Source organism: Streptomyces sp. NPDC005017 (genome assembly GCF_042873115.1).
In the GTDB taxonomy this organism is placed as follows: Bacteria; Actinomycetota; Actinomycetes; order Streptomycetales; family Streptomycetaceae; genus Streptomyces.
The window spans coordinates 421,075-441,951 of sequence record NZ_JBIALD010000002.1 but is presented as its reverse complement, the minus strand read 5'-3'; the positions used below and the strand labels follow the sequence as shown (position 1 = coordinate 441,951).

The window sequence follows — 20,877 nt, the reverse complement described above, 5'->3', positions numbered from 1 at the left end:
CGTCGCACGGGACGGTCCGTCCCGCTACCGGGGCGCTTACCCCGGGCAACGCCCGGCCTCCCGCGAGCGAACGCACTGTTACCGCGTTATCGACGAGCGGAGGACGGGCGGTGACGTGTGTGACGGAAGCGGAGCACGAAGGTCCGGGCGAGACCGCCCCGGACCGGACCTCTTCCAGGGCGGGGCCTCTTCCCGGAGGGCCTCTTCCGGGAGCGGGGGCTCTCTCCGGAGCGGGAGCTCTCCCTGGATCGGCCTCCTCCCGGAGCGGGGCCTCTTCCCGGAGCGGGACTCCTTGGACCGGCCTCTCGCCGGAGCGGGCCTCTCCTCGCCCCGGCATCCCGCCCGGACCTCTCGGCAGAAACGCGTATCGCGCGACCCTGACGACAGTCACGAATCAGTGATACGTTCAGGGTGTAGAGCTCAGTGAGGCAGTGCCCGCCCGAGGAGGCCGCACCCCATGAGTCCCTTCACCGGCTCCGCCGGCCGCACGGCCGACTGGCGCCATCTGCGCCTCGACGTCGCCGACGGCGTCGCCACCGTCACCCTCGCGCGCCCCGCCAAGCTCAACGCCCTCACCTTCGGGGCCTACGCCGACCTGCGCGACCTGCTCGCCGAGCTGTCCCGTGAACGCGCGGTGCGGGCGCTGGTGCTGGCGGGGGAGGGGCGCGGCTTCTGCTCGGGCGGCGACGTGGACGAGATCATCGGCGCCACCCTGTCGATGGACACCGCGCAGCTCCTGGACTTCAACCGGATGACCGGCCAGGTGGTCCGCGCGATCAGGGAGGCGCCCTTCCCGGTCGTCGCCGCCCTGCACGGGGTGGCGGCGGGCGCCGGTGCGGTCCTCGCCCTGGCGGCGGACTTCCGGGTGGCCGACCCGACGACCCGCTTCGCCTTCCTCTTCACCCGTGTGGGTCTCTCCGGCGGCGACATGGGCGCGGCCTATCTGCTCCCCAGGGTCGTGGGCCTCGGCCACGCCACCCGTCTGCTGATGCTGGGCGACCAGGTGCGGGCCCCGGAGGCGGAACGCATCGGCCTGATCAGCGAGCTGACCGACGAGGGCCGTGCGCACGAGGCGGCCACCGCCCTCGCCGGGCGCCTCGCCGCCGGCCCCGCCCTGGCCCACGCCCAGACCAAGGCCCTCCTCACCGCCGAACTGGACATGCCCCTGGCGGCGGCCGTGGAGATGGACGCGGCGACCCAGGCCCTCCTGATGAACGGCGAGGACTACGCGGAGTTCCACGCGGCGTTCACGGAGAAGCGCCCTCCGAAGTGGCAGGGGAGGTAGCGATGTTCCCGACGCGGGGCACGGCAGCGCACCGCCCGCACATCGCGGTCATCGGCGGGGGCCCCGGCGGCCTCTACGCGGCGGCCCTGCTGAAGCGCCGCGACCCCGCCCGCCAGGTGACCCTCTGGGAACGCAACGCCCCCGAGGACACCTTCGGTTTCGGCGTCGTCCTCTCCGACGAGACCCTCGGCGGCATCGAACACGCCGACCCCCAGGTCTACGCGGCCCTCCAGGAGCACTTCACCCGCTGGGACGACATCGACATCGTCCACCGGGCCGCCCGCCAGACCTCCGGAGGACACGGCTTCGCCGCCCTCGGCAGAAAACGCCTCCTCCAGATCCTCCACACCCGCTGCGAGGACCTCGGCGTCACCCTCAACTTCCGTACGCCCGCCCCCGATCCGGCCGGCCTCATGGCGACCCACGACCTGGTCATCGCCGCCGACGGAGTGCACAGCGCCACCCGCGAGCGGTACGCCGACGCCTTCCGCCCCACGGTCGAACCGCACCGCTGCCGCTACATCTGGCTGGCCGCCGACTTCGCCTTCGACGCCTTCCGGTTCGAGATCGCCGAGACCGAGCACGGCGTGATGCAGCTCCACGGCTACCCGTACTCCGACGACGCCTCCACCGTGATCGTCGAGATGCGCGAAGAGGTCTGGCGCGCGGCCGGTTTCGACGAGATGGAGCCGGCCGAGTCCGTCGAGCGTTGCGCCAAGATCTTCGGCGACGCGCTCGGCGGCCGGCCGCTGCGCTCCAACAACTCCGCCTGGACGACGTTCCGTACGGTCGTCTGCGAGCGCTGGTCCCACGACAACCTGGTCCTGCTCGGCGACGCCGCCCACACCGCCCACTTCTCCATCGGCTCGGGCACCAAGCTCGCCGTCGAGGACGCCCTCGCACTGGTCGCCTGTCTGGAGGAACAGCCGGACACGGCGAGCGCGTTGGCGGCTTACGAGGAGGAGCGCAGGCCCGTCGTGGCGTCCACCCAGCGCGCGGCCAGGGCCAGCCTGGAGTGGTTCGAGGACCTCGCACGCCATCTCGGCCAGCCGCCACGCCAGTTCGCGTTCAACCTGCTCACCCGCAGCCGCCGGGTCACCCACGACAACCTCCGGCTGCGTGACGCCCACTTCACCGAGTCCGTGGAGAGGGAGTTCGGCTGTCCGCCCGGAACGCCGCCGATGTTCACCCCGTTCCGGATGCGCGGGCTGACCCTGCGCAACCGGGTCGTCGTGTCGCCGATGGACCTGTACTCCGCCCAGGACGGCGTGCCCGGCGACCTCCACCTCGTCCACCTCGGTGCGCGGGCGCTCGGCGGGGCCGGGCTGGTGATGACCGAGATGGTGTGCGTGAGCGAGGAGGGCAGGATCACCCCGGGCTGCGCCGGTCTGTACACGGGGCGCCAGGGCGAGGCGTGGAAGCGGATCGTCGGCTTCGTGCACGGGCAGTCGCCCGGCACCGCGATCGGTGTCCAGCTCGGCCACTCCGGGCGCAAGGGCTCGACGAAGCTGATGTGGGAGGGCATGGACGAGCCGCTGCCCGACGGCAACTGGCCGCTGGTCGCCGCGTCCGCGCTGCCGTACCGGCCGGACAGCCAGACGCCGCGCGCTCTGTCACGGGCCCAGCTGACGGACATCCGCGAGCAGTTCACGGCCGCCGCGTCGCGGGCCGCGCGGGCCGGGTTCGACCTGCTCGAACTGCACTGCGCGCACGGCTATCTGCTCTCCGGCTTCCTCTCCCCGCTGACCAACCGTCGCACCGACGCCTACGGCGGCTCGCTCCCGCGGCGGCTGCGCTTCCCGCTGGAGGTCTTCGACGCGGTGCGCGGGGTGTGGCCGGCGGAGCGGCCCATGACCGTCCGTATCTCCGCCACCGACTGGGCCGAGGGCGGCACCACCGCCGAGGACGCCGTCGAGATCGCGCGGGCCTTCGCCGCGCACGGCGCCGACGCGATCGACGTCTCGACCGGGCAGGTGGTGGCCGAGGAGCGGCCGGAGTTCGGGCGGTCGTACCAGACGCCGTTCGCCGACCGGATCCGCCACGAGGCGCGCGTCCCGGTGATCGCCGTCGGCGCGATCTCCTCCTGGGACGACGTCAACTCCCTCATCCTCGCGGGCCGTACGGACCTGTGCGCGCTTGCCCGTCCGCATCTGTACGACCCGCACTGGACGCTGCACGCCGCCGCCGAGCAGGGCTACTCCGGGCCGGGAGCCGTATGGCCCGCCCCCTATCGCGCCGGCAGCCGCCGCCCCAACACGGGCCGCACGGACGCCCCAAAGCCGCGCCTGGGCCTAGGCCCTCCGTAAGGCCTCCGCCCTCACGCGGCCCCCACGGCCGTACGCCGTTCGTCCGCAGCGCCGCCGTGGCTGGTCGCGCAGTTCCCCGCGCCCCTTGAAAGAGGGCGGCTGGCCACGCCCTGAAGGGGCGCGGGGAACTGCGCGGGCGACCACGACGCACCCGCGATTCGAATGGGCCGGCGGCGTACGTGACCCCACGGGGGGTGATTGCGCCTGAGCCACGTCGCGCACGTGCCCTGAAGGGGCGCGAGCGACCACGACGCACCCGCGGGCTGGATCGGACAGCGGCGTCCGCGACCTGGTCGCGCAGTTCCCCGCGCCCCCTACGGACGCGTCGTTCCGGCGAACCCCGCCCCCGCCTCCCGCAGCCGTTCGTCCAGCGCGTGGAACACGCCCGCCGAGCGGACGCCGGGCCAGTCCGCGGGCAGCAGGTGCGCGGGCAGGCCGGGGTCGATGTACGGCAGGTGCCGCCAGGAGTCCAGGGCGAGCAGATAGTCGCGGTAGGCCTCCTCGGGAGGCGTGTCCGCGCGCCGCTGCCAGGCCTGCAGCACCGGCCCGTGCCGGTCGAGGAACGCCTCGTGCTCCTTGGCGACGGCCGCCAGGTCCCACCAGCGGGCGACGGACTCCACGGTCGGCGCGAAGCCGAGGTGCTCGCCGCGGAAGAGGTCGACGTACGGCTCGAGGCGCAGCCGCTGGAGCGTGTGCCGGGTCTCCTCGTACAGCCGCGCCGGCGCGATCCACACCCCGGGCGCCGCCGTGCCGAAGCCCAGCCCGGCGAGGCGGGAGCGCAGCACATGCCGCTTCTGCCGCTCCGACTCCGGCACGGAGAACACCGCGAGCACCCAGCCCTCGTCCCCGGGCGGTGCCGTGGCGTACACCCGGCGGTCGCCGTCCTCCAGCAACTGGCGGGCGTCCGGCGAGAGTTCGTAGCCCGCCGCGCCCTCGGCGGTACGGGCGGGCAGCAGCAGCCCGCGCCGTTTGAGCCGGGACACGGACGACCGCACCGAGGGCGCGTCCACGCCCACCGCCGCGAGCAGCCGGATCAGCTCGGCGACGGGCACGGGGCCGGGGAACCGGCGGCCGTACGCGCCGTAGAGCGTGACGATCAGAGACCGTGGTGCATGCTGGTCGGACACGTTGATCATCTTAGGTCGTCGGCATCACGGCTGGTCACCCTCGGTGCGCAGCCGGAACCTCTGGAGCTTGCCGGTGGCCGTGCGCGGCAGCGCGTCGAGGAACACGATCTCGCGCGGGCACTTGTACGGCGCCAGCTCCTCCTTGACGAAGGCGCGCAGGGCGTCGGCGTCGCGCGGGGCGCCCTCGCGCAGCACGGCGAAGGCCACGACGACCTGGCCGCGGTCCTCGTCCGGCCGGCCCACCACGGCCGCCTCCACCACGTCCGGGTGCCGCAGCAGCGCGTCCTCGACCTCGGGTCCCGCGATGTTGTAACCGGCCGAGATGATCATGTCGTCCGCGCGGGCGACATAGCGGAAGTAGCCGTCCGGTTCACGGACGTAGGTGTCGCCGGTGACGTTCCAGCCGTCCCGCACGTACACGCTCTGGCGGGGGTCGGCGAGATAGCGGCAGCCGACCGGGCCGCGCACGGCGAGGAGTCCGGGTTCCCCGTCGGGCACCGGCTCGCCGTGCTCGTCCTGCACACGCGCCTGCCAGCCGGGGACGGGGACGCCCGTGCGGCCGGGGCGTACGGCGTCGTCGGCGGCCGAGATGAAGATGTGCAGCAGTTCGGTGGCGCCGATGCCGTTGATGATCCGCAGGCCGGTGCGCTCGTGCCAGGCCCGCCAGGTGGCCTCGGGCAGGTTCTCCCCGGCCGAGACGCAGCGGCGCAGCGAGCCCAGGTCGTGCTCGTCGGCCGCGGCGAGCATCGCGCGGTACGCGGTCGGCGCGGTGAACAGCACCGACACCCGGTGCTCCGCGATCGCGGGCGGCAGCTGTCCGGGCCCGGCCTGCTCCAGCAGCAGCGCGCTGGCACCGGCCCGCATCGGGAAGACGACCAGCCCGCCGAGCCCGAAGGTGAAGCCGAGCGGCGGACTGCCCGCGAACACGTCGTCGGGGCGCGGCCTCAGCACGTGCTCCGAGAAGGTGTCCGCGACGGCCAGGACGTCGCGGTGGAAGTGCATGCACCCTTTCGGGCGGCCGGTGGTGCCCGAGGTGAACGCGATCAGCGCCACGTCGTCGGCCGCGGTGTCCACCGCCCGGTACGGGCCCTCCGGCGCCGGACGGCTCATCAGGTCGTCCGGTCCGTCACCGCCGTACGTCGTCACCGACAGCCCCGGCACCTCCGCCTTGGCGAGGTCGTCCACCGCGCGGACGTCGCACAGGGCGTGGCGCACGCGGGCGATCTCGCACATCGTGCGCAGCTCGTGCGGCCGCTGCTGGGCGAGCACGGTGACGGCGACCGCCCCGGCCTTCAGCACGGCCAGCCAGCAGGCCGCCAGCCACGGGGTGGTGGGGCCGCGCAGCAGCACCCGGTTGCCGGGCACCACGCCCAGCTCGCCGGTCAGGACGTGCGCGATCCGGTCCACGCGGGCGCGCAGCTCGCCGTACGTCCAGATCGCGTCCGGGGTCCGGAACGCGGGGCGGTCGTCCGGCGGCCCGTGCAGCAGCTCGGCGGCGCAGTTCAGTCGTTCGGGGTAGTGCAGCTCCGGCAGATCGAACAGGAGCTCCGGCCACTGCTCGCGCGGCGGAAGGTGGTCGCGCGCGAAGGTGTCGAGATGTGCCGACTCGTTCATGGCGGTTCGCCCCCTGGATCGAGGTGGCTCACACACGGCTCGGATGGGCAGCGCCCTTGGAGCGTATCGCCTTGGTGACGGCAGTCAAGGGAGCGCGATATGGTCGGGAGCAGGCCTGGCAGAGGGGACCGGCGATGACCGCATTCTCGCTCGAACCAGCACAAAGCGCCTGGTGTGCCGAACTGCGCGCCCTGGCCGCCGAACGGCTGCGCCCGCTCGCCGAGAAGGGCGATGAGGGGCACGTCAACCGCGCGCTCGTCGCCGAACTCGGCCGACTCGGGCTGCTGGAACGCCTGTTCGCCTCGGGCGCCCTCGATCTCTGCCTGATGCGCGAGTCCCTCGCCTACGCCTGCACGGAGGCCGAGACCGCGCTCGCCCTCCAGGGCCTCGGCGCCCATCCCGTGCACGCGCACGGCAGCCCGGCCCAGCGCGAGCGCTGGCTGCCCCTGGTCGCCGACGGTTCCGCCGTCGCCGCGTTCGCGCTGACCGAGCCCGGCGCGGGCTCCGACGCGGCCGCCCTCGCGCTCTCCGCCGCGCCCGACGGCCCCGGCCGCCGGCGCCTCACCGGCGAGAAGCGCTGGATCTCCAACGCCCCCGAGGCCGACTTCTACACCGTCTTCGCCCGCACCGGGCCCGGCCCGCGCGGTGTGACCGCCTACCTCGTCCCCGCCGACCGGCCGGGCCTGACGGGCACCGCCCTCGACATGCTCTCCCCGCACCCCATCGGCAGCCTCGCCTTCGACGCCGTACCCGTCACCGACGCCGACGTCCTCGGCGAGACCGGCCGCGGCCTGCGGGTCGCCCTCGGCACGCTCACCCTCTTCCGGCCCAGCGTCGGCGCCTTCGCGGTCGGCATGGCCCAGGCCGCGCTCGACGCGAGCGTCGCCCACACCGCCGAGCGGGAGGCCTTCGGCGGCACGCTGAGCGACCTCCAGGCCGTCGCCCACCAGATCGCGGAGATGGCTCTGCGCACGGAGGCGGCGCGCCTGATGGTCTACGCGGCCGCGGCGGCGCACGACCGGGGCGAGCGCGACGTCCCGCGCCGCGCGGCGATGGCGAAGCTGCTCGCCACGGAGACCGCGCAGTACGTCGTCGACACCGCGGTCCAGCTGCACGGCGCCCGGGCTCTGCGGCGCGGGCACCTGCTGGAGCACCTGTACCGCGAGGTGCGGGCGCCCCGGATCTACGAGGGCGCCAGTGAGGTGCAGCGCGGAATCATCGCCAGGGAGACCTACCGGGCGGCGGGGACCGACGGATGAGGGCGCGCGGGACGTACGGGACGCGGACGGGCGGACGGGACGCGTGCGGGCGTACGGGGCTACAGGCCCGGTACGAGGCGGGTGGCCGGGTGATGGCGGGCATGACCAGGAGGGTGGCCGGGTGATGGCGGACATGACCAGGAGGGCGGTCCGATGAGTGCCGAGCGCGTCAACCCGCCGGAGCTGTCCCCGCCCACCGGCTTCTCGCACGCCGTCGTGGCCACCGGCTCCCGCGTGGTGTTCCTCGCCGGCCAGACAGCGCTGGACACGGACGGCAAGGTCGTCGGGGACACCCTGCCCGAGCAGTTCGAACGGGCCCTCGGCAATCTGCTGACCGCCCTCGAGGCGGCGGGCGGCACCCCGGCCGACCTCGCCCGGGTCACGGTCTACGCCACGGATGTCGCCGAGTACCGGGCCCGGGCCGCCGAACTGGGCCGCGTATGGCGGCGGTTGGCCGGCCGGGAGTATCCGGCGATGGCCGTCGTGGAGGTCGTACGGCTGTGGGACGAGGCGGCGCGGGTGGAGCTGGACGGGTTCGCGGTGCTGCCGTGAGGCACCGGGGCCGGTCCCGCGGGCCCGGCCCGGCCACGACGGTCAACACGCCGACGAAGGGGTGACGGTCACCGCGACCGGCACGGCCGCCGGGTACCACAGGAAGCCCCCGCAACAGGAGGTTTCCCCTGATGAAGTACCGCTCCCTGCTCGGCGCCGCGGCCGGTGCCGCGCTGTTGCTCGCCGCCCCGGCCGTGCCCGCGACGGCCGACGCCTCCGAGAGCGTCACCGTCGACTCCGTCGGCCGGCTCGCGGCCGACGGCACGGTCACCCTGTCCGGCACCTACCGCTGCACCGGCGCCGCCGGGCCGGTCTTCGTCTCCTCCAGTCTCAGCCAGGACCGGCCGTCCGTACGCCACGGCATCGGCGGCACGCGGGCCGTGTGCGACGGGGCCGAGCACCGTTGGGTGAACTCCGGTCTCACGACGGCCGGTTCGCTGCACGCCGGAGCCGCCCGGGCCGAGGCCACGCTGATGGAACTGCACCCCCAGGGCGGCCTGCCGTTGCCGCGCTTCCACGCGACGCGCACGCAGGAGGTCGTCCTGACGGAGGGCTGAGCGGTCACACGAGGACGCGCACGACGCGCACGACCGGCACGAGGCGGCCGTCGGACTCCACGGAGCCGACGGCCGCCTGCGCGTGAAGACACCCGCCCGATCTGGGAGGCTCCGTGAGCGGTCCGGTCAGGTTCCGGCCCCGAGGAAGTCGAGGACATGGTGTGGTGGATCACTCCGGTTGGCGCGTGGGTAACGCCTCGGCGCCCGTATACCACGGCGAAATCCTCCAGGGCGTCTTCCGGCACCAGGGCCGGCTCGCCCGGGGCCTGGTCACGCTGCCCTGCACCGTCCACACCACCCAGGCTTCCTTCGCCCCCGCTCGCGGCGAGGCGCTGACCGTTCTCCCCACCTGCAAGACCAAGGCCCGGCGCGCCGCGCGGCTCGCCGTCGAGGCCTGCGCCCGGCCCGGCGACGGACCCGTCGGCGGCCGTCTCGAACTGACCGGGGACGTCCCGCTGGGCCGTGGCTTCGGCTCCTCCACCAGCGACGTCCTGGCCGCGATCCGGGCCGTGCAGGACGCCCTGGGGCGCCCGCTGCGGCCCGAGACCGTCGCGCGGATCGCGGTCCGCGCCGAGACGGCCTCCGACTCCCTGATGTTCGAGGGGAGTTCGGTGCTGTTCGCGCAGCGCGAGGGCGAGATCATCGAGGACTTCGGCCACCCCGTGCCGGCCGTCCGGGTCCTCGGGTTCGGCTCACGCCCCAAGAACGGGGGCAGAGGCGTCGACACCCTGTCCCTCCCGCCCCCGCGCTACGACGACACGGAGATCGGCGTCTTCGCCGGACTCCGGACCATGCTGCGCGAGGCCGTCCAGACCAAGGACGTCGCCCTGATCGGCGCGGTCGCCTCCGCCAGCACCGAGATCAACCAGCGGCATCTGCCCGTCCCGCGCCTGGACGCCCTGCGTGCCCTCGCCCGGGAGACCGGCGCCCTCGGCATCCAGACCGCGCACAGCGGCGACATCGCCGGACTCCTCTACGACCGCGACGACCCCGGGACGGACGCCCGCACCGACCGCGCCCGCGCCCTGCTGCACGCCATCGGCATCCACGAGCAGTGGACCTTCACGACGGACGACTGACCGAAGCCGCCGGACGCCGTGTCGGTCCCGAAGCCGTAGGCGTGGCGACGACGACCCCCGTGCCGGATGCCTCCGGCACGGGGCCGACGCGTGAAGGTCAGCCCCGGGCGGCGTAGTCGACGAAGTCGCTCCACGCGGCGGGGGAGAGGGCGAGTTCGGGGCTCGACTGGTTCTTGGAGTCCCGGACATGGACAGCCTGCGTGCCGTGCGCCACCTCGACGCAGGCGTCACCGTCGGAACCGCTGTAGCTGCTCTTGAACCAGGCCCGTTCGTCGATGCTGCTCATAGCGCTCCTCGAAGTTGCTCCAGCAGGCTTCTGGAATCCTCGCAAGTGAGAGCCTGTGAGCGCAGTTTTGCATACCGCTGGAGCATGATGCTGACCTCCTTGGGGTCGGGGATCAGCATCCCGCCGCGCTGGCCCTCCGCATAGCCGAACCACTTGATGTCCGGCGACTCCAGGAGCATCAACGGTCCGTCGAACCCGGCATGGTCCGGCTGATGACGTGGCATGACCTGCAACTCGACGTTGAACTGCGACGAGCGCTCAAGGAGGCTGTCGAGCAGCTCCCGCATCACGTCAGGGCCGCCGGTGCCACGCTCGATCAGCGCCTGCTCGATGATGAAACTGAACGCGATCGGTGGCCTGCGGTCGAACAGACGATGACGCTCCAGCCGAGCCGTGACCTGCTTGGCCACCTGTTCCTCGTCCTTCACCGGCGGGACGCTCTCCGTCACCGCTCGTGCGTACCGTTCCGTTTGAAGCAAGCCGGGAATTACCCGGCACTCGTACGTCCACAGCGTCACTGCCTGGGCCTCCAACCGAGCCCACTGCCGGAACCAACTGGCCAGCCCCGCCTGCCGCGTAAGGTGCGGCGCGGCGCTCCGCAGGGCGCCGGTGTTGCCGGTAGCCGCCTCCCCGCGTTCCACGAAGTCGCGGTCGGGCATGCGGCGGCCCTGCTCGACGGAGGCGACCGTGTGCCTGGAGAAGCGGACCCGGTCGGCGAACTCCTCGCGGCTGAGACCCGCGTGTTCCCGTAAGGCCTGGACGACGGCGCCGAAGGTACGCAAGCTGTCGGAGACGCCGGGCTCGCCGCAGCTTCCCGCGCCCGCCCCGCCGTCCGTGTTCTCGTAGCCCACCACCGGCCACCTCCCGCGCACCCGTCACGCCGTACCGCTTCTGACTCACTCCTATCGTCACGCTGGGCAACGCGTACTGTCCACCGTCTGTGTGCGTACGCTGACCCTGCGTACGCGCCGGGTGTCTGGTGAACGGCCCCGAGTCACCGCCAGATTGGGCGCATGACACCACCGCCCACCCCCACGGACCGCCAAGCCCCCGTCACCGTACGCGTGTTCACCAGGCGGTTCAGCTCCACGCCGCACGGCGCCCGCCTCGCCCGCCGTCTGGCGCTGTACCAACTCGACGCCTGGGGCGTGCCGTACGGCAGCGAGGCCTCCGACACCGCCGCTCTGCTCGTCGCGGAGCTCGCGGCCAACGCCGTGACGCACGGGCGGGTCCCCGGCCGGGACTTCGAGGTCGTCGTCAAACTCGTCGGCCGGACCCTGTGCGTCGAGGTCTCCGACACCCTGGGCGAACGCCGGCCCCCGGCGCCAGGCTCGGCCCGCACCGCACCCCCACCGCTCGCGGAGACCGGCAGGGGCCTGCTGCTCGTGGAGGCCCTGGCCGACCGCTGGGAGATCCTCGACCGCCTCCCCGTCGGCAAGACGGTCGTGGCCGAACTGGACCTCCCCGCCCGAGGCCGCCTGCCGGGCCTCTAGCATCCCGACCGAAGCGTGTTCGCCGACTCGGGGGGCTGCTCGTGGCACGGCTTGTCCGACAGCGGCGGGTGCACGCGTTCGTAGGGTATTTCTCGTTCGGACTGCAGGCGTCCGACGACGCGGACCTGGCCGTCTCCTTCTCCGATTCTCCGACGACTTCCACAGCGACGCTTTCCTCGGCACTCACCCCGGGCGTCTGGACATCACGAGCGGCGGTCACACCCATACCGCGACAGTCGATGTGGAGGTGTGGGACGGGGATCCGCCTGCTCAGGATCCGGCAGCCTGGGACGAGCAGGCGGAAGCCGATCTCGAGACGACGAGCGGACAGGTCGCGGTGTGGTCCATGCACACGGGCCGCATGGACGAGGTCATCACGCTGGCGGAGCCGGGCAGATCATCCTGGCGCGTCCGGGTCCACTGTGCCGGCCGGGCGGAGGCGGCGGCCCTGTCGGAAGACGAAGGCACCGGCGCCGGGGGGAGCGCTACCTCTTCCAGTTCTGGCCGGCCGGCACGTAGGACGGGCAGGCGGTGGGGCGGGAGCGGTGCCGCCGCCCCTTCCGCCCCGCGCTCCTGCGGGTCGGCAAGGGGGCAGCGGCGAGGCCTGCCATGACCCTCAGATGTCCCGGAAGATCTCGATCTGCGCCCCCACCGAGTTCAGCCGCTCCGCGAGGTCCTCGTAACCCCGGTTGATGACATACACGTTGCGCAGCACGGACGTGCCCTCCGCCGCCATCATCGCCAGCAGGACGACCACGGCGGGACGGAGTGCCGGCGGGCACATCATCTCGGCGGCGCGCCAGCGGGTGGGGCCCTCGACCAGGACGCGGTGCGGGTCGAGGAGCTGGAGGCGGCCGCCGAGGCGGTTGAGGTCGGTGAGGTAGATCGCGCGGTTGTCGTAGACCCAGTCGTGGATGAGGGTCTTGCCGGAGGCCACGGCCGCGATGGCGGCGAAGAACGGGACGTTGTCGATGTTCAGGCCCGGGAAGGGCATGGGGTGGATCTTGTCGATCGGGGCTTCGAGCTTGGAGGGGCGGACCGTGAGGTCCACCAGGCGGGTGCGGCCGTTGTCCGCGGAGTACTCGGGGCTGCGGTCGTGGTCGAGGCCCATCTCCTCCAGGACCGCGAGCTCGATCTCCAGGAACTCGATGGGGACCCGGCGCACCGTCAGCTCCGACTCCGTCACCACCGCGGCGGCCAGCAGGCTCATCGCCTCGACCGGGTCCTCGGAGGGGGAGTAGTCGACGTCGACGTCGATGGTGGGCACACCGTGCACCGTCAGGGTGGTGGTGCCGACGCCCTCGACCTTGACGCCCAGCGCCTCCAGGAAGAAGCAGAGGTCCTGGACCATGTAGTTGGAGGAGGCGTTGCGGATGACCGTGACGCCGTCGTGCCGGGCGGCGGCCAGCAGCGCGTTCTCGGTCACGGTGTCGCCGCGCTCGGTCAGTACGATCGGGCGGCCGGGCTGCACGGACCGGTCCACCATCGCGTGGTACTGGCCCTCGGTCGCGGCGATGTCCAGACCGAAGCGGCGCAGCGCGATCATGTGCGGCTCGATCGTGCGGGTGCCGAGGTCGCAGCCGCCGGCGTAGGGCAGCTTGAAGCGGTCCATGCGGTGCAGCAGCGGGCCGAGGAACATGATGATGGAGCGGGTGCGGCGGGCCGCGTCCGCGTCGATCGCGTCCATGTTCAGATCGGCCGGCGGCACGATCTCCAGGTCCACGCCGTCGTTGATCCAGCGGGTGCGCACGCCGATGGAGTTGAGCACCTCCAGCAGCCGGTAGACCTCCTCGATGCGCGCGACGCGGCGCAGCACCGTACGGCCCTTGTTGAGCAGCGTGGCGCACAACAGGGCCACACACGCGTTCTTGCTGGTCTTGACATCGATGGCACCGGACAGCCGGCGTCCGCCGACGACCCGCAGATGCATCGGGCCCGCGTAGCCCAGAGAGACGATTTCGCTGTCGAGAGCTTCACCGATGCGGGCGATCATCTCAAGGCTGATGTTCTGATTGCCGCGCTCGATGCGGTTCACGGCGCTCTGGCTGGTTCCGAGCGCCTCGGCGAGCTGCGTCTGCGTCCAGCCCCGGTGCTGCCGGGCGTCGCGGATGAGCCTGCCGATGCGTACGAGGTAGTCGTCTGCCATGAGGTTGAGGCTATCTCAGATATGAGATGCCGCCCGCCGAGGGGGCCATTCGGGTGACGTGTCGTTTGTTTACGGTGCAAATCGGTTGAAGTCGGATTTCGTACACCCCGATCTCGCCCGCGATTCCCTGCTGCCGCAACTCCCCTGATCCACGCGGCAGTTGGTGTGACTCACGTCACTTGGCGTTCTCTTGGCGGCGAGTTGGCGGCCGTGTCACGATTCCTGTACGCGCACCCTGCCCGAAAACAGTCGCTCGGCAGTGGACTGCGTTCTCCTGTGAGCCCGCCCGCTCCGGCCGTCGGCCGTGACCGCGCCACGGGCCCGATTTCCCCCTTCTCTCCGCCCGGCCCCCGGGCGCCCTCGTCTCCTCGAACTGGAGACCGATTTGACCTGCCGTCGATCGCGTCCGAAGTCCCGAACGGCGGCCGGAACTGGAGAAGCCCATGAAGATATCCGTGTCCGGAACGTACTCCTCGGGCAAGACCTCGACCGTCATGGCGTTGTCGCACTACACGGGCGTCCCACGCTCCCTCGCCCGGACCATCCGGGAGATCATGCCCGAGGCCCTGCCCGGTGTGAGGCTCGCGGACGTGACGCCGCCGCAGTTCCTCCAGCTCACCCTGCGCCGCCACACCGGCCGCGCCGTCCAGGAAGCCCTGCTCGGGGACCACTTCGTCTCCGACGGGTCCTCCCTCCAGGAGTGGCTCTACGGCGCGGCCCGCGTGCGCCACGGCATGAACCCCAACGCCACCGCCGGGAACGAGAGCGGCCCCGCGGCCACCACACCCGAGGAGATGGCGTTCTTCGGCCAGGTCGTCGAGCAGTACGGCCACGCCTTCAAGCAGCACGTGAAGGCGACCTACGACGCCTACGTCCACCTGCGCCACGAACTGCCCATCGCCGCCGACGGCCACCGGCCGATGAACAACGCCTTCCGCGCCACCGTCGACGGCATGCTGCTCGCCACGCTCGACGAGCTGCGGATCCCGTACCACGTCGTCGGCGGCTCCATGCCCGAGCGGCTGGAGACCATCGCCGGCCTCTTCGGCTGGACCCCCGTCATGAGCACCGCGGAGGCGATCGAACTGGCCCGGCGCGAGTACGGCCGCCAGGACTTCCGCATGGAGCACGAGCGGGTACCGGCCGACGCGTGAACTGCCCCGACCACCACCGAAGGAGACCAGCTCATGGAGCACACGCCGCCCGTCATCGCCATTGCCTACCACTCCGGCCGGGGCCACACGGAGGTGCTGGCACAGTCCGTACGAGCCGGTGCCGAGGGCACGGGCGCCGAGGTGACCATGGTGACCGTCGATGCCATGGATGACGCCAAGTGGGAGGCCCTCGACGCCGCCGACGCCATCGTCTTCGGCGCCCCCACCTACATGGGCTCGGCGTCGGGGAGGTTCCACGCCTTCGCCGAGTCCACCAACAAACGCTGGGCCCGGCAGGCCTGGCAGGACAAGCTCGGCTCGGGATTCACCATCGGCGCCTGCAAGGCCGGCGACAAGGACTCCACCCTCGGCTACTTCGCGACCCTGGGCGCCCAGCACGGGATGATCTGGGTCAGCCTCGGCCTCCTGCCCGGCTGGCACCTCAGCCACGAGAGCGAGCACGACCTCAACCGCCTCGGCTACTTCAACGGCGCCGCCGCCACCGCCCCCGGCGACCTCCCCGCCGACGCCGTGCACAAGGCCGACATCGCCACCGCCGAGCACCTCGGCGAACGCGTCGCCCGGCTCACGGCGGTCCACCTCGCGGGGCGTGCGGCCCTGGCCGTCCGGTGACCGCCACCTCTATCGGCGAGAACAGGAGCACCTGTGTCAACCCTCGAACTCACGTCCATCGACGACTTCCTCGGCCCACGTGACAGCCGGTTCCTCGGTGAGGGATTCAAACGGGTCGAACACACGCTGACCGGTCTCACCCTCACACCCCCGGCCGCCGGGACCCCGGACGCGGCGGAAGGGGGCATCGAGGCCACCGCCCATGTCACCCTCCCCGGCCTCTGGTCCCGCAAGGGCGACCGGCACCAGAAGCCCCACCTCAGCTCCGTCGACGTGATGCTCTTCGCCGCCCGGCTCACCGGCCTGTACGCGGCCCACACCCACGGGCTCGCCCCGGACAGCCCGTTCGAGGTGCTGTCGGTCGACATGAGGGCCGGCTCCACCCCGGACGAGGAGGGCCTGGAACAACTGCCGGTCAGCGGACGGCTCGTCGCCGCCGGTACGAGCGGCGCGCACCGGTCGACCACCCTGGACTGCCGGATCGGCTCCCTCACCGCCCGGGTGCACGCCCGGCACGCGGTTGGCCGCCGGCCGAGCACCACCCGCCGCACCTACCACCTCGCGGAGGAACTGCCGGGCCCATGGAACGACGCGCCCTACGGCGTCCCGCACGGCGCCCGGCGGCAGTTGCTCACCGGCGTCGGCGTCACGGGAGGCACCGAGGACGACCATCGTGCCTCGGCCCGGGTCGCGCTGGTCCCGGACGGAGCGGAGGCCGCCCAGGACGACGCACCCGCCACGATGGTCGACGCCCTGGTCTCCGTGATGCAGCTCGGCCAGGTGCTCCTCTACACCCTGGACGGCGTGGAGCGCGCCCGGAGCAACAACCTCTGGATGCGGCGCGCCCGCATCCGGCTGGACGACACCGGGCCCGGCACCGGCGACGAGGTGACGGCCGTGCTCCGGCAGGCCCGTCTGCTGCCCGCCCCCACCGGCACCTGGCGGTCGGCCGAGGTGGCCGGTGCGCTGCACGGCGTACGGGTCCAGGTCGCCGTGGCGCATCTGCTCGGCCCGTCCGAGGCCCCCTCGGGCAGCGGAGAGGAGGGCCGATGAGCGCGCCCGCGGCCGTGCTCGCCGGGCTCGGCGGCCATGTGCCGCCGCACGCGGTGACCAACGAGGAACTCTCCCGCAGCCTGGACACCACCGACGAGTGGATCGTCCAGCGCACCGGCATCCGCCGACGCCACTGGTCCGAGCCCGGCACGGCCACCAGCGACCTCGCGGTCGAGGCGGGCCACCGGGCGCTGAAGTCCGCCGGGCCGGACGCTCCCGGTGACATCGGCCTGGTGGTCCTGGCCACCGCCACCCCCGACCACCAGGTCCCCTCCACCGCGCCGGCCGTGGCCGCCCGCCTCGGCCTCGGCACGGTGGCCGCGCTGGACGTGGGGGCCGGCTGCTCGGGGTTCGTCTACGCGCTCGCCACCGCGTCCGCCGCCCTGGTGGCGGGACACGCCGAACGCGTCCTCGTCATCGGCGCGGAGACCTTCCGCCCCTACCTCAACCCGGCCGACCGCGGCACCGCGGTGATCTTCGGCGACGGCGCAGGCGCCGTGGTGCTGCGCCGCGGCACCGCCGACGAGCCCGGTGCGATCGGAGGCGTCGACCTCGGCTCGGACGGCACCCTCGACGACCTGGTCGCCATCCCGGGCAACGGTTCCCGCTCGCGCTCCACCGACCGAGCGCCCCACCCGGACGACCGGTACCTCCGGATGAACGGCAGGGAGGTCTTCGCGCACGCGGTCCGCCGCATGGCCCAGTCCTCCAAGGCCGCCCTCGGCCGGGCGGGCTGGGACGTCGGCCAGGTCGACCATGTCGTCGGCCACCAGGCGAACCTGCGCATCCTGCACGCCCTGGCCCGCCAACTGGGCGTGGACAGGGCCCGGGTGGTCTCCCATCTCGAGGAGGTGGGCAACACCTCGGCCGCGTCCATCCCCCTCGCCCTGGCGGACGCCGCCGCCCGCGGCCGCCTCCGGCCCGGTGACCGACTGCTGCTGACCTCCTTCGGCGCGGGCCTGACCTGGGGCTCGGCCACGCTCACCTGGCCGGGGATCGCCCTCCCCTGAAAGGGACTTCAGCGGCCGCGCGGATCACCCCCGCCGCACCGCCGCCCGACCGGTTCCCGCGGACCGCCCCCGCCCGGCCGAGTCCCACGGGTCACCCCGCCGGACCGAGCCGCGCGGATCATCCCGCCGGACCTTCGTCCGGCCGGGCCGCGCGGACCACCCCCGCCGGACCTTCGTCCGGCCGGGTCGCGCGGATCATCCCCGCCCGGCCGAGTCCCACGGGTCACTCCGCCGGACCGGGCCGCGCGGACCACCCCCGCCCGACCTCCGTCCGACCGGGTCGCGCGGACCGCCCCCGCCCGACCTCCGTCCGACCGGGTCGCGCGGACCGCCCCCGCCCGGCCGAGCCCCAGGGGTCACCCCGCCGGACCGAGCCGCGCGGATCACCCCCAGGCACCCTTCCGCGCCCTCTTCGGAGGGAGCCCCCCGACGCGGCCCCGCCCCCACTCCCGTACCGCGAAAGGAATCGCCATGACCACCCGCACGCTCGAGCCGGAAGCCGTGCTCGACCTGCTCAAGACGCACTTCGACGTCCCGGCCGACACGGCCGTCGACACCCAGTTCCACCACCTCGACCTGGACTCCCTGGTCCTGATCGAGCTGAGCGTCATCCTGGCCAAGCAGTACGGCGTGGACGTGGCCGGGGACGAACTGGCCGCCGCCGGCACCGCCGAGGCGGCCGCCGAACTGCTGTCGGAGCGCGCCGCCACGGACTGAGGCGGCGCGCGCCGGACCGTATCCGACCGACCCGGAGGGGGCCGGCGTCCGCCGGCCCCCTCCGACCGCCCGTGAGGAGCAACGCAATGACCGAATCAGTCGACGTCGAGACGGTGTACACGGCCATCGAGGAGGCCGCCGCACTGCTCGGCGTGACCCCGTCGCCGGACACGGTCCGGTCCGTCCTGAAGGCCTTCGAGCCGTTCGAGGGCGGGATCATCTTCAGCGCCTCGGCCGGCGAGGGCCACGCCGGGGACCTCGACCTGACCGTCCAGGTGCCCGAGGCGATCGCCGACCCGTACGCGCACGCGCTGGCGTGTGGGCTCGTCCCCCGCACCGACCACCCCGTGAGCACCCTGCTCGCCGACCTCCGCGAACGCTGCCGGGTCGACGAGTACCTCATCGACTTCGCGGTGATCGGCGGATTCAACAAGATCTATGTGCACTTCCCCCGCGACCCGCAGAGCGTCGAGGCGCTCGCCGCCGTCCCCTCGATGCCGCGCGCCCTCGCCGACAACGCCGCGCTGTTCGCCCGGCACGGCCTCGACCGCGTCGCGATGCTCGCGATCGACTACACCGACCGGACCGTGAACCCGTACTTCACGTTCCCGGCCGGCCTGTCGGCGGACACCGTCACCGGGATCGTGCGCGACCTCGGACTGCCGGACCCCGACGAGGAGCTGGCGCGGTCCGCCCGCAAGACATTCCGCGCCTACCCCACCCTCGGCTGGGACTCCCCGCGGATCGAGCGGATCGGCTTCGCGCGCGCCCTGGACCTGCCGGTGGTCCGCTCCCGCGTGGAGCCGGAGATCGTGCGCTTCGTGACCGGCACCCCGTACACCTACGACGGCGAGCGCTTCAGCATCTCGATCGTCAAGTGGTCGCCCGAGGGCCAGTGGTTCAACGTCGGCTCGTACTACCGGTTCGGCCCGCTCCAGCGGGAAGTCCTGGGAAGGATCCAGAGGTGACCCCATGACCGAGTACACCAGCGGCGGCACGGTGCCGAGGAAGTCCGGCCCCCAGGTCGTCCGGGAGTTCTACCGCGCCCTCCAGGCCAAGGACGCCGACGCGTTCGAGGAGCTGTGGACGGCGGACGCCGTGTACCGGGTCCCGGTCACCCCCGCGGGCGTCCCCGGGGAGTTCGCCGGGCGGGACGCCATCGTGGCCGCGCTGCGCGGCTTCTTCGCGCTGTTCGGCGACACACGGGTCGTCTGGCACGCCGAACCGATGGGTGACCCGGCCAAGGTGCTGGCCACCTGGACCCTGGAGATCGAACTGCTCTCCGGCGGCACCTACCGCAATCGGGGAGTGTCGGTCTTCCGGCTGGCGGGCGACCGCATCGCCGAGTTCACGGAGTACGTCGACACCGCCGCGTTCCTCGGGATCTTCGCCGCGAACACCGTCACGGCCCGCCGCTTCTTCGGCCTGCTGCGCGAGAAGGACCTCGACGGGTGGCGCGCCCTGTGGCACGCGGGCGCCGAGGTGCCCGACCCGCTCCCGGAGCACGTGGCGCTCGACGCCGAACCGGTCGCCGTCCACCCGGCCGTCGACTCCGCGGCGGTGTGCGTCGAGTACCGCGTCCCCGGCCGACCCGTCGGCGGCGTCCCCGGCCGCCCGGCCGACGGCGTCGCCGTGCTCCGCTTCCGGGACGGTCTGGTCACCGACTGGCACGACTATCCGGGGTAGGGCCCCCGGTGTGCCGGCTGCCGCCTCCCGGGCCCTGGTGTGTCGGCTGCCGTCGTCTCGGGCTCCGGTGTGCCGCCTCCCGCGGGCCCTGGTGTGCCGACCGCCGCCGCCCCGGGGCCCCGGTGCGCCGGCCGCCGTACTCGCGAGAGGCGTCCGGGTCGACGCTCACTCGAAAGACTCGCGAGGAACACCCCCGCGCCGAGGGGTCGCCGGGTCGCCGCCAGTGGGGCGGCCCGGCCGGAAAGGCCCTGTTCCGCGCGGTACGGCAGCGGATTCCGTCCGGATCACAGCAGTTGTTCACCTCGAATCCGGCCGTTGCTCGACAGGCGTTCGAGCCACCTGCGACCACGCGACGGGACACTGACACCCGCCCACCGCGACACAGGAGACAGCCCGAACCGACGGAAGAAGACGCTCATGACTGCTGCAACGCCCCCCTCCGAGCGGCACGCGCGCGGTGCCGAGCTGGCCTCCCGGGCCTTCGCCGAGGCGCTCTCCATGACCGGCGACGGCTCCGGGCCCGGCCGGACCCACCGGTCGGCGGGCGAACTGGCGGCCGACGCCCTGCGGGCGCACAGCGCGCTGTCCACGGGTCTCGGCCGGTCCATCCCGGTCACCGGCCTCGGGCCGGGCGGGGGCGGAGCGCGGGGGCTCGCCACCTTCCTCGCGGTCTACGCCGGCCAGTGCGAGCAGCAGGACACCAGCGACCTCGGCACGGCGGCCTGACCCCGCCGCCGACAGGGCCCGCCCCTGCCCATGCGCGGCCCGCACCGCAGCACCGAACGGCCCCGGACACCGCACCCGCGCCCGGGGCCGCGCCGCGTCCCGGCACACAGGACACCGCCACGAGACATCGGACACGGAGGCCAGGGCATGACCATCCCGCGCCCATGTACTAGAGTTATCTCGACATCGAGATA

The 20,877-nt window shown here is 73.0% G+C and carries 20 protein-coding genes; 15 read left to right on the top strand and 5 right to left on the bottom strand.

What is annotated here, in order from left to right; genetic code table 11:
• Positions 1–457 precede the first annotated feature (457 nt).
• Together ACFYR0_RS04735 and ACFYR0_RS04730 are read left to right on the top strand one after the other, a co-directional pair.
• A complete protein-coding gene (locus ACFYR0_RS04735; RefSeq protein WP_389321861.1) occupies positions 458–1,285 on the top strand; it encodes an enoyl-CoA hydratase family protein in 828 nt (275 codons plus the stop codon).
• A gap of 2 nt (positions 1,286–1,287) precedes the next feature.
• Entirely contained in the window at positions 1,288–3,591 is a 2,304-nt protein-coding gene (locus tag ACFYR0_RS04730; protein WP_389321859.1) for a bifunctional salicylyl-CoA 5-hydroxylase/oxidoreductase, read from the top strand.
• Positions 3,592–3,905: 314 nt separating this feature from the next.
• Here ACFYR0_RS04730 and ACFYR0_RS04725 read toward each other — a convergent pair whose 3' ends face one another.
• Positions 3,906–4,727, bottom strand: a complete 822-nt coding sequence (locus tag ACFYR0_RS04725; RefSeq protein ID WP_389321857.1) for a PaaX family transcriptional regulator C-terminal domain-containing protein — start codon at positions 4,725–4,727, stop codon at positions 3,906–3,908.
• A 15-nt stretch (positions 4,728–4,742) separates the two neighbouring features.
• The gene (locus tag ACFYR0_RS04720) at positions 4,743–6,416 is read right to left on the bottom strand and encodes an AMP-binding protein (RefSeq protein WP_389321981.1); all 1,674 of its coding nucleotides are present in this window, start codon (positions 6,414–6,416) and stop codon (positions 4,743–4,745) included.
• Between the two features lie 50 nt (positions 6,417–6,466).
• Here ACFYR0_RS04720 and ACFYR0_RS04715 point away from each other — a divergent pair, with 50 nt between their 5' ends.
• The 4 genes from ACFYR0_RS04715 (at position 6,467) to ACFYR0_RS04700 (ending at position 9,779) form a co-directional block, all read left to right on the top strand.
• A complete protein-coding gene (locus ACFYR0_RS04715; protein WP_389321855.1) occupies positions 6,467–7,591 on the top strand; it encodes an acyl-CoA dehydrogenase family protein in 1,125 nt (374 codons plus the stop codon).
• A gap of 153 nt (positions 7,592–7,744) precedes the next feature.
• A complete protein-coding gene (locus ACFYR0_RS04710) occupies positions 7,745–8,143 on the top strand; it encodes a RidA family protein (protein ID WP_389321853.1) in 399 nt (132 codons plus the stop codon).
• A gap of 131 nt (positions 8,144–8,274) precedes the next feature.
• Positions 8,275–8,700 carry a DUF6299 family protein gene (locus tag ACFYR0_RS04705; RefSeq protein ID WP_389321851.1) on the top strand — a complete coding sequence of 142 codons (426 nt, stop codon included), beginning with the start codon at positions 8,275–8,277 and terminating at the stop codon, positions 8,698–8,700.
• Between the two features lie 185 nt (positions 8,701–8,885).
• Positions 8,886–9,779: a kinase gene (locus ACFYR0_RS04700; RefSeq protein WP_389321849.1), complete on the top strand. Its 894-nt coding sequence runs from the start codon at positions 8,886–8,888 to the stop codon at positions 9,777–9,779.
• Positions 9,780–9,876: 97 nt separating this feature from the next.
• Here the strand turns inward: ACFYR0_RS04700 and ACFYR0_RS04695 are convergent, their stop codons facing one another.
• Together ACFYR0_RS04695 and ACFYR0_RS04690 are read right to left on the bottom strand one after the other, a co-directional pair.
• The gene (locus tag ACFYR0_RS04695; RefSeq protein WP_389321847.1) at positions 9,877–10,065 is read right to left on the bottom strand and encodes a DUF397 domain-containing protein; all 189 of its coding nucleotides are present in this window, start codon (positions 10,063–10,065) and stop codon (positions 9,877–9,879) included.
• A complete protein-coding gene (locus ACFYR0_RS04690; protein WP_389321845.1) occupies positions 10,062–10,916 on the bottom strand; it encodes a Scr1 family TA system antitoxin-like transcriptional regulator in 855 nt (284 codons plus the stop codon). Before ACFYR0_RS04690 ends, ACFYR0_RS04695 begins: the two co-directional genes overlap by 4 nt.
• 162 nt (positions 10,917–11,078) lie before the next feature.
• Between ACFYR0_RS04690 and ACFYR0_RS04685 the strand changes: the two genes are divergently transcribed.
• Positions 11,079–11,558 (top strand): ATP-binding protein, encoded by a 480-nt coding sequence (locus ACFYR0_RS04685; protein WP_389321843.1) that lies wholly within the window; start codon positions 11,079–11,081, stop codon positions 11,556–11,558.
• 616 nt (positions 11,559–12,174) lie between these two features.
• Here ACFYR0_RS04685 and ACFYR0_RS04680 read toward each other — a convergent pair.
• Positions 12,175–13,704 carry a helix-turn-helix domain-containing protein gene (locus ACFYR0_RS04680; RefSeq protein ID WP_389321841.1) on the bottom strand — a complete coding sequence of 510 codons (1,530 nt, stop codon included), beginning with the start codon at positions 13,702–13,704 and terminating at the stop codon, positions 12,175–12,177.
• A gap of 443 nt (positions 13,705–14,147) precedes the next feature.
• Here ACFYR0_RS04680 and ACFYR0_RS04675 point away from each other — a divergent pair, with 443 nt between their 5' ends.
• The 8 genes from ACFYR0_RS04675 to ACFYR0_RS04640 all read left to right on the top strand — a co-directional run bounded on the left by ACFYR0_RS04675 (position 14,148) and on the right by ACFYR0_RS04640 (position 20,683).
• Positions 14,148–14,858, top strand: a complete 711-nt coding sequence (locus ACFYR0_RS04675) for an AAA family ATPase (protein WP_389321839.1) — start codon at positions 14,148–14,150, stop codon at positions 14,856–14,858.
• A gap of 33 nt (positions 14,859–14,891) precedes the next feature.
• The gene (locus ACFYR0_RS04670; protein ID WP_389321837.1) at positions 14,892–15,491 is read left to right on the top strand and encodes a flavodoxin family protein; all 600 of its coding nucleotides are present in this window, start codon (positions 14,892–14,894) and stop codon (positions 15,489–15,491) included.
• Positions 15,492–15,524: 33 nt separating this feature from the next.
• Positions 15,525–16,544 (top strand): AvrD family protein, encoded by a 1,020-nt coding sequence (locus tag ACFYR0_RS04665; RefSeq protein WP_389321835.1) that lies wholly within the window; start codon positions 15,525–15,527, stop codon positions 16,542–16,544.
• Positions 16,541–17,554: a beta-ketoacyl-ACP synthase III gene (locus ACFYR0_RS04660; protein ID WP_389321833.1), complete on the top strand. Its 1,014-nt coding sequence runs from the start codon at positions 16,541–16,543 to the stop codon at positions 17,552–17,554. Before ACFYR0_RS04665 ends, ACFYR0_RS04660 begins: the two co-directional genes overlap by 4 nt.
• 471 nt (positions 17,555–18,025) lie before the next feature.
• Positions 18,026–18,271, top strand: coding sequence for an acyl carrier protein (locus ACFYR0_RS04655; RefSeq protein WP_386383285.1), 246 nt, complete (start codon positions 18,026–18,028; stop codon positions 18,269–18,271).
• Positions 18,272–18,357: 86 nt separating this feature from the next.
• Positions 18,358–19,239, top strand: a complete 882-nt coding sequence (locus ACFYR0_RS04650) for an aromatic prenyltransferase (protein WP_389321830.1) — start codon at positions 18,358–18,360, stop codon at positions 19,237–19,239.
• Positions 19,240–19,243: 4 nt separating this feature from the next.
• Positions 19,244–19,957 (top strand): nuclear transport factor 2 family protein, encoded by a 714-nt coding sequence (locus tag ACFYR0_RS04645; RefSeq protein WP_389321828.1) that lies wholly within the window; start codon positions 19,244–19,246, stop codon positions 19,955–19,957.
• Positions 19,958–20,374: 417 nt separating this feature from the next.
• Positions 20,375–20,683 carry a hypothetical protein gene (locus ACFYR0_RS04640; protein ID WP_389321826.1) on the top strand — a complete coding sequence of 103 codons (309 nt, stop codon included), beginning with the start codon at positions 20,375–20,377 and terminating at the stop codon, positions 20,681–20,683.
• Positions 20,684–20,877 lie beyond the last annotated feature (194 nt).

Excerpts from the sequence above, each read along its gene's own strand:
- ACFYR0_RS04735 (WP_389321861.1), top strand. The coding sequence starts at position 458 with ATGAGTCCCTTCACCGGCTCCGCCGGCCGCACGGCCGACTGGCGCCAT.
- ACFYR0_RS04730 (WP_389321859.1), top strand. The coding sequence starts at position 1,288 with ATGTTCCCGACGCGGGGCACGGCAGCGCACCGCCCGCACATCGCGGTC.
- ACFYR0_RS04725 (WP_389321857.1), bottom strand. The coding sequence starts at position 4,727 with ATGATCAACGTGTCCGACCAGCATGCACCACGGTCTCTGATCGTCACG.
- ACFYR0_RS04715 (WP_389321855.1), top strand. The coding sequence starts at position 6,467 with ATGACCGCATTCTCGCTCGAACCAGCACAAAGCGCCTGGTGTGCCGAA.
- ACFYR0_RS04710 (WP_389321853.1), top strand. The coding sequence starts at position 7,745 with ATGAGTGCCGAGCGCGTCAACCCGCCGGAGCTGTCCCCGCCCACCGGC.
- ACFYR0_RS04705 (WP_389321851.1), top strand. The coding sequence starts at position 8,275 with ATGAAGTACCGCTCCCTGCTCGGCGCCGCGGCCGGTGCCGCGCTGTTG.
- ACFYR0_RS04695 (WP_389321847.1), bottom strand. The coding sequence starts at position 10,065 with ATGAGCAGCATCGACGAACGGGCCTGGTTCAAGAGCAGCTACAGCGGT.
- ACFYR0_RS04685 (WP_389321843.1), top strand. The coding sequence starts at position 11,079 with ATGACACCACCGCCCACCCCCACGGACCGCCAAGCCCCCGTCACCGTA.
- ACFYR0_RS04680 (WP_389321841.1), bottom strand. The coding sequence starts at position 13,704 with ATGGCAGACGACTACCTCGTACGCATCGGCAGGCTCATCCGCGACGCC.
- ACFYR0_RS04675 (WP_389321839.1), top strand. The coding sequence starts at position 14,148 with ATGAAGATATCCGTGTCCGGAACGTACTCCTCGGGCAAGACCTCGACC.
- ACFYR0_RS04670 (WP_389321837.1), top strand. The coding sequence starts at position 14,892 with ATGGAGCACACGCCGCCCGTCATCGCCATTGCCTACCACTCCGGCCGG.
- ACFYR0_RS04660 (WP_389321833.1), top strand. The coding sequence starts at position 16,541 with ATGAGCGCGCCCGCGGCCGTGCTCGCCGGGCTCGGCGGCCATGTGCCG.
- ACFYR0_RS04655 (WP_386383285.1), top strand. The coding sequence starts at position 18,026 with ATGACCACCCGCACGCTCGAGCCGGAAGCCGTGCTCGACCTGCTCAAG.
- ACFYR0_RS04650 (WP_389321830.1), top strand. The coding sequence starts at position 18,358 with ATGACCGAATCAGTCGACGTCGAGACGGTGTACACGGCCATCGAGGAG.
- ACFYR0_RS04645 (WP_389321828.1), top strand. The coding sequence starts at position 19,244 with ATGACCGAGTACACCAGCGGCGGCACGGTGCCGAGGAAGTCCGGCCCC.
- ACFYR0_RS04640 (WP_389321826.1), top strand. The coding sequence starts at position 20,375 with ATGACTGCTGCAACGCCCCCCTCCGAGCGGCACGCGCGCGGTGCCGAG.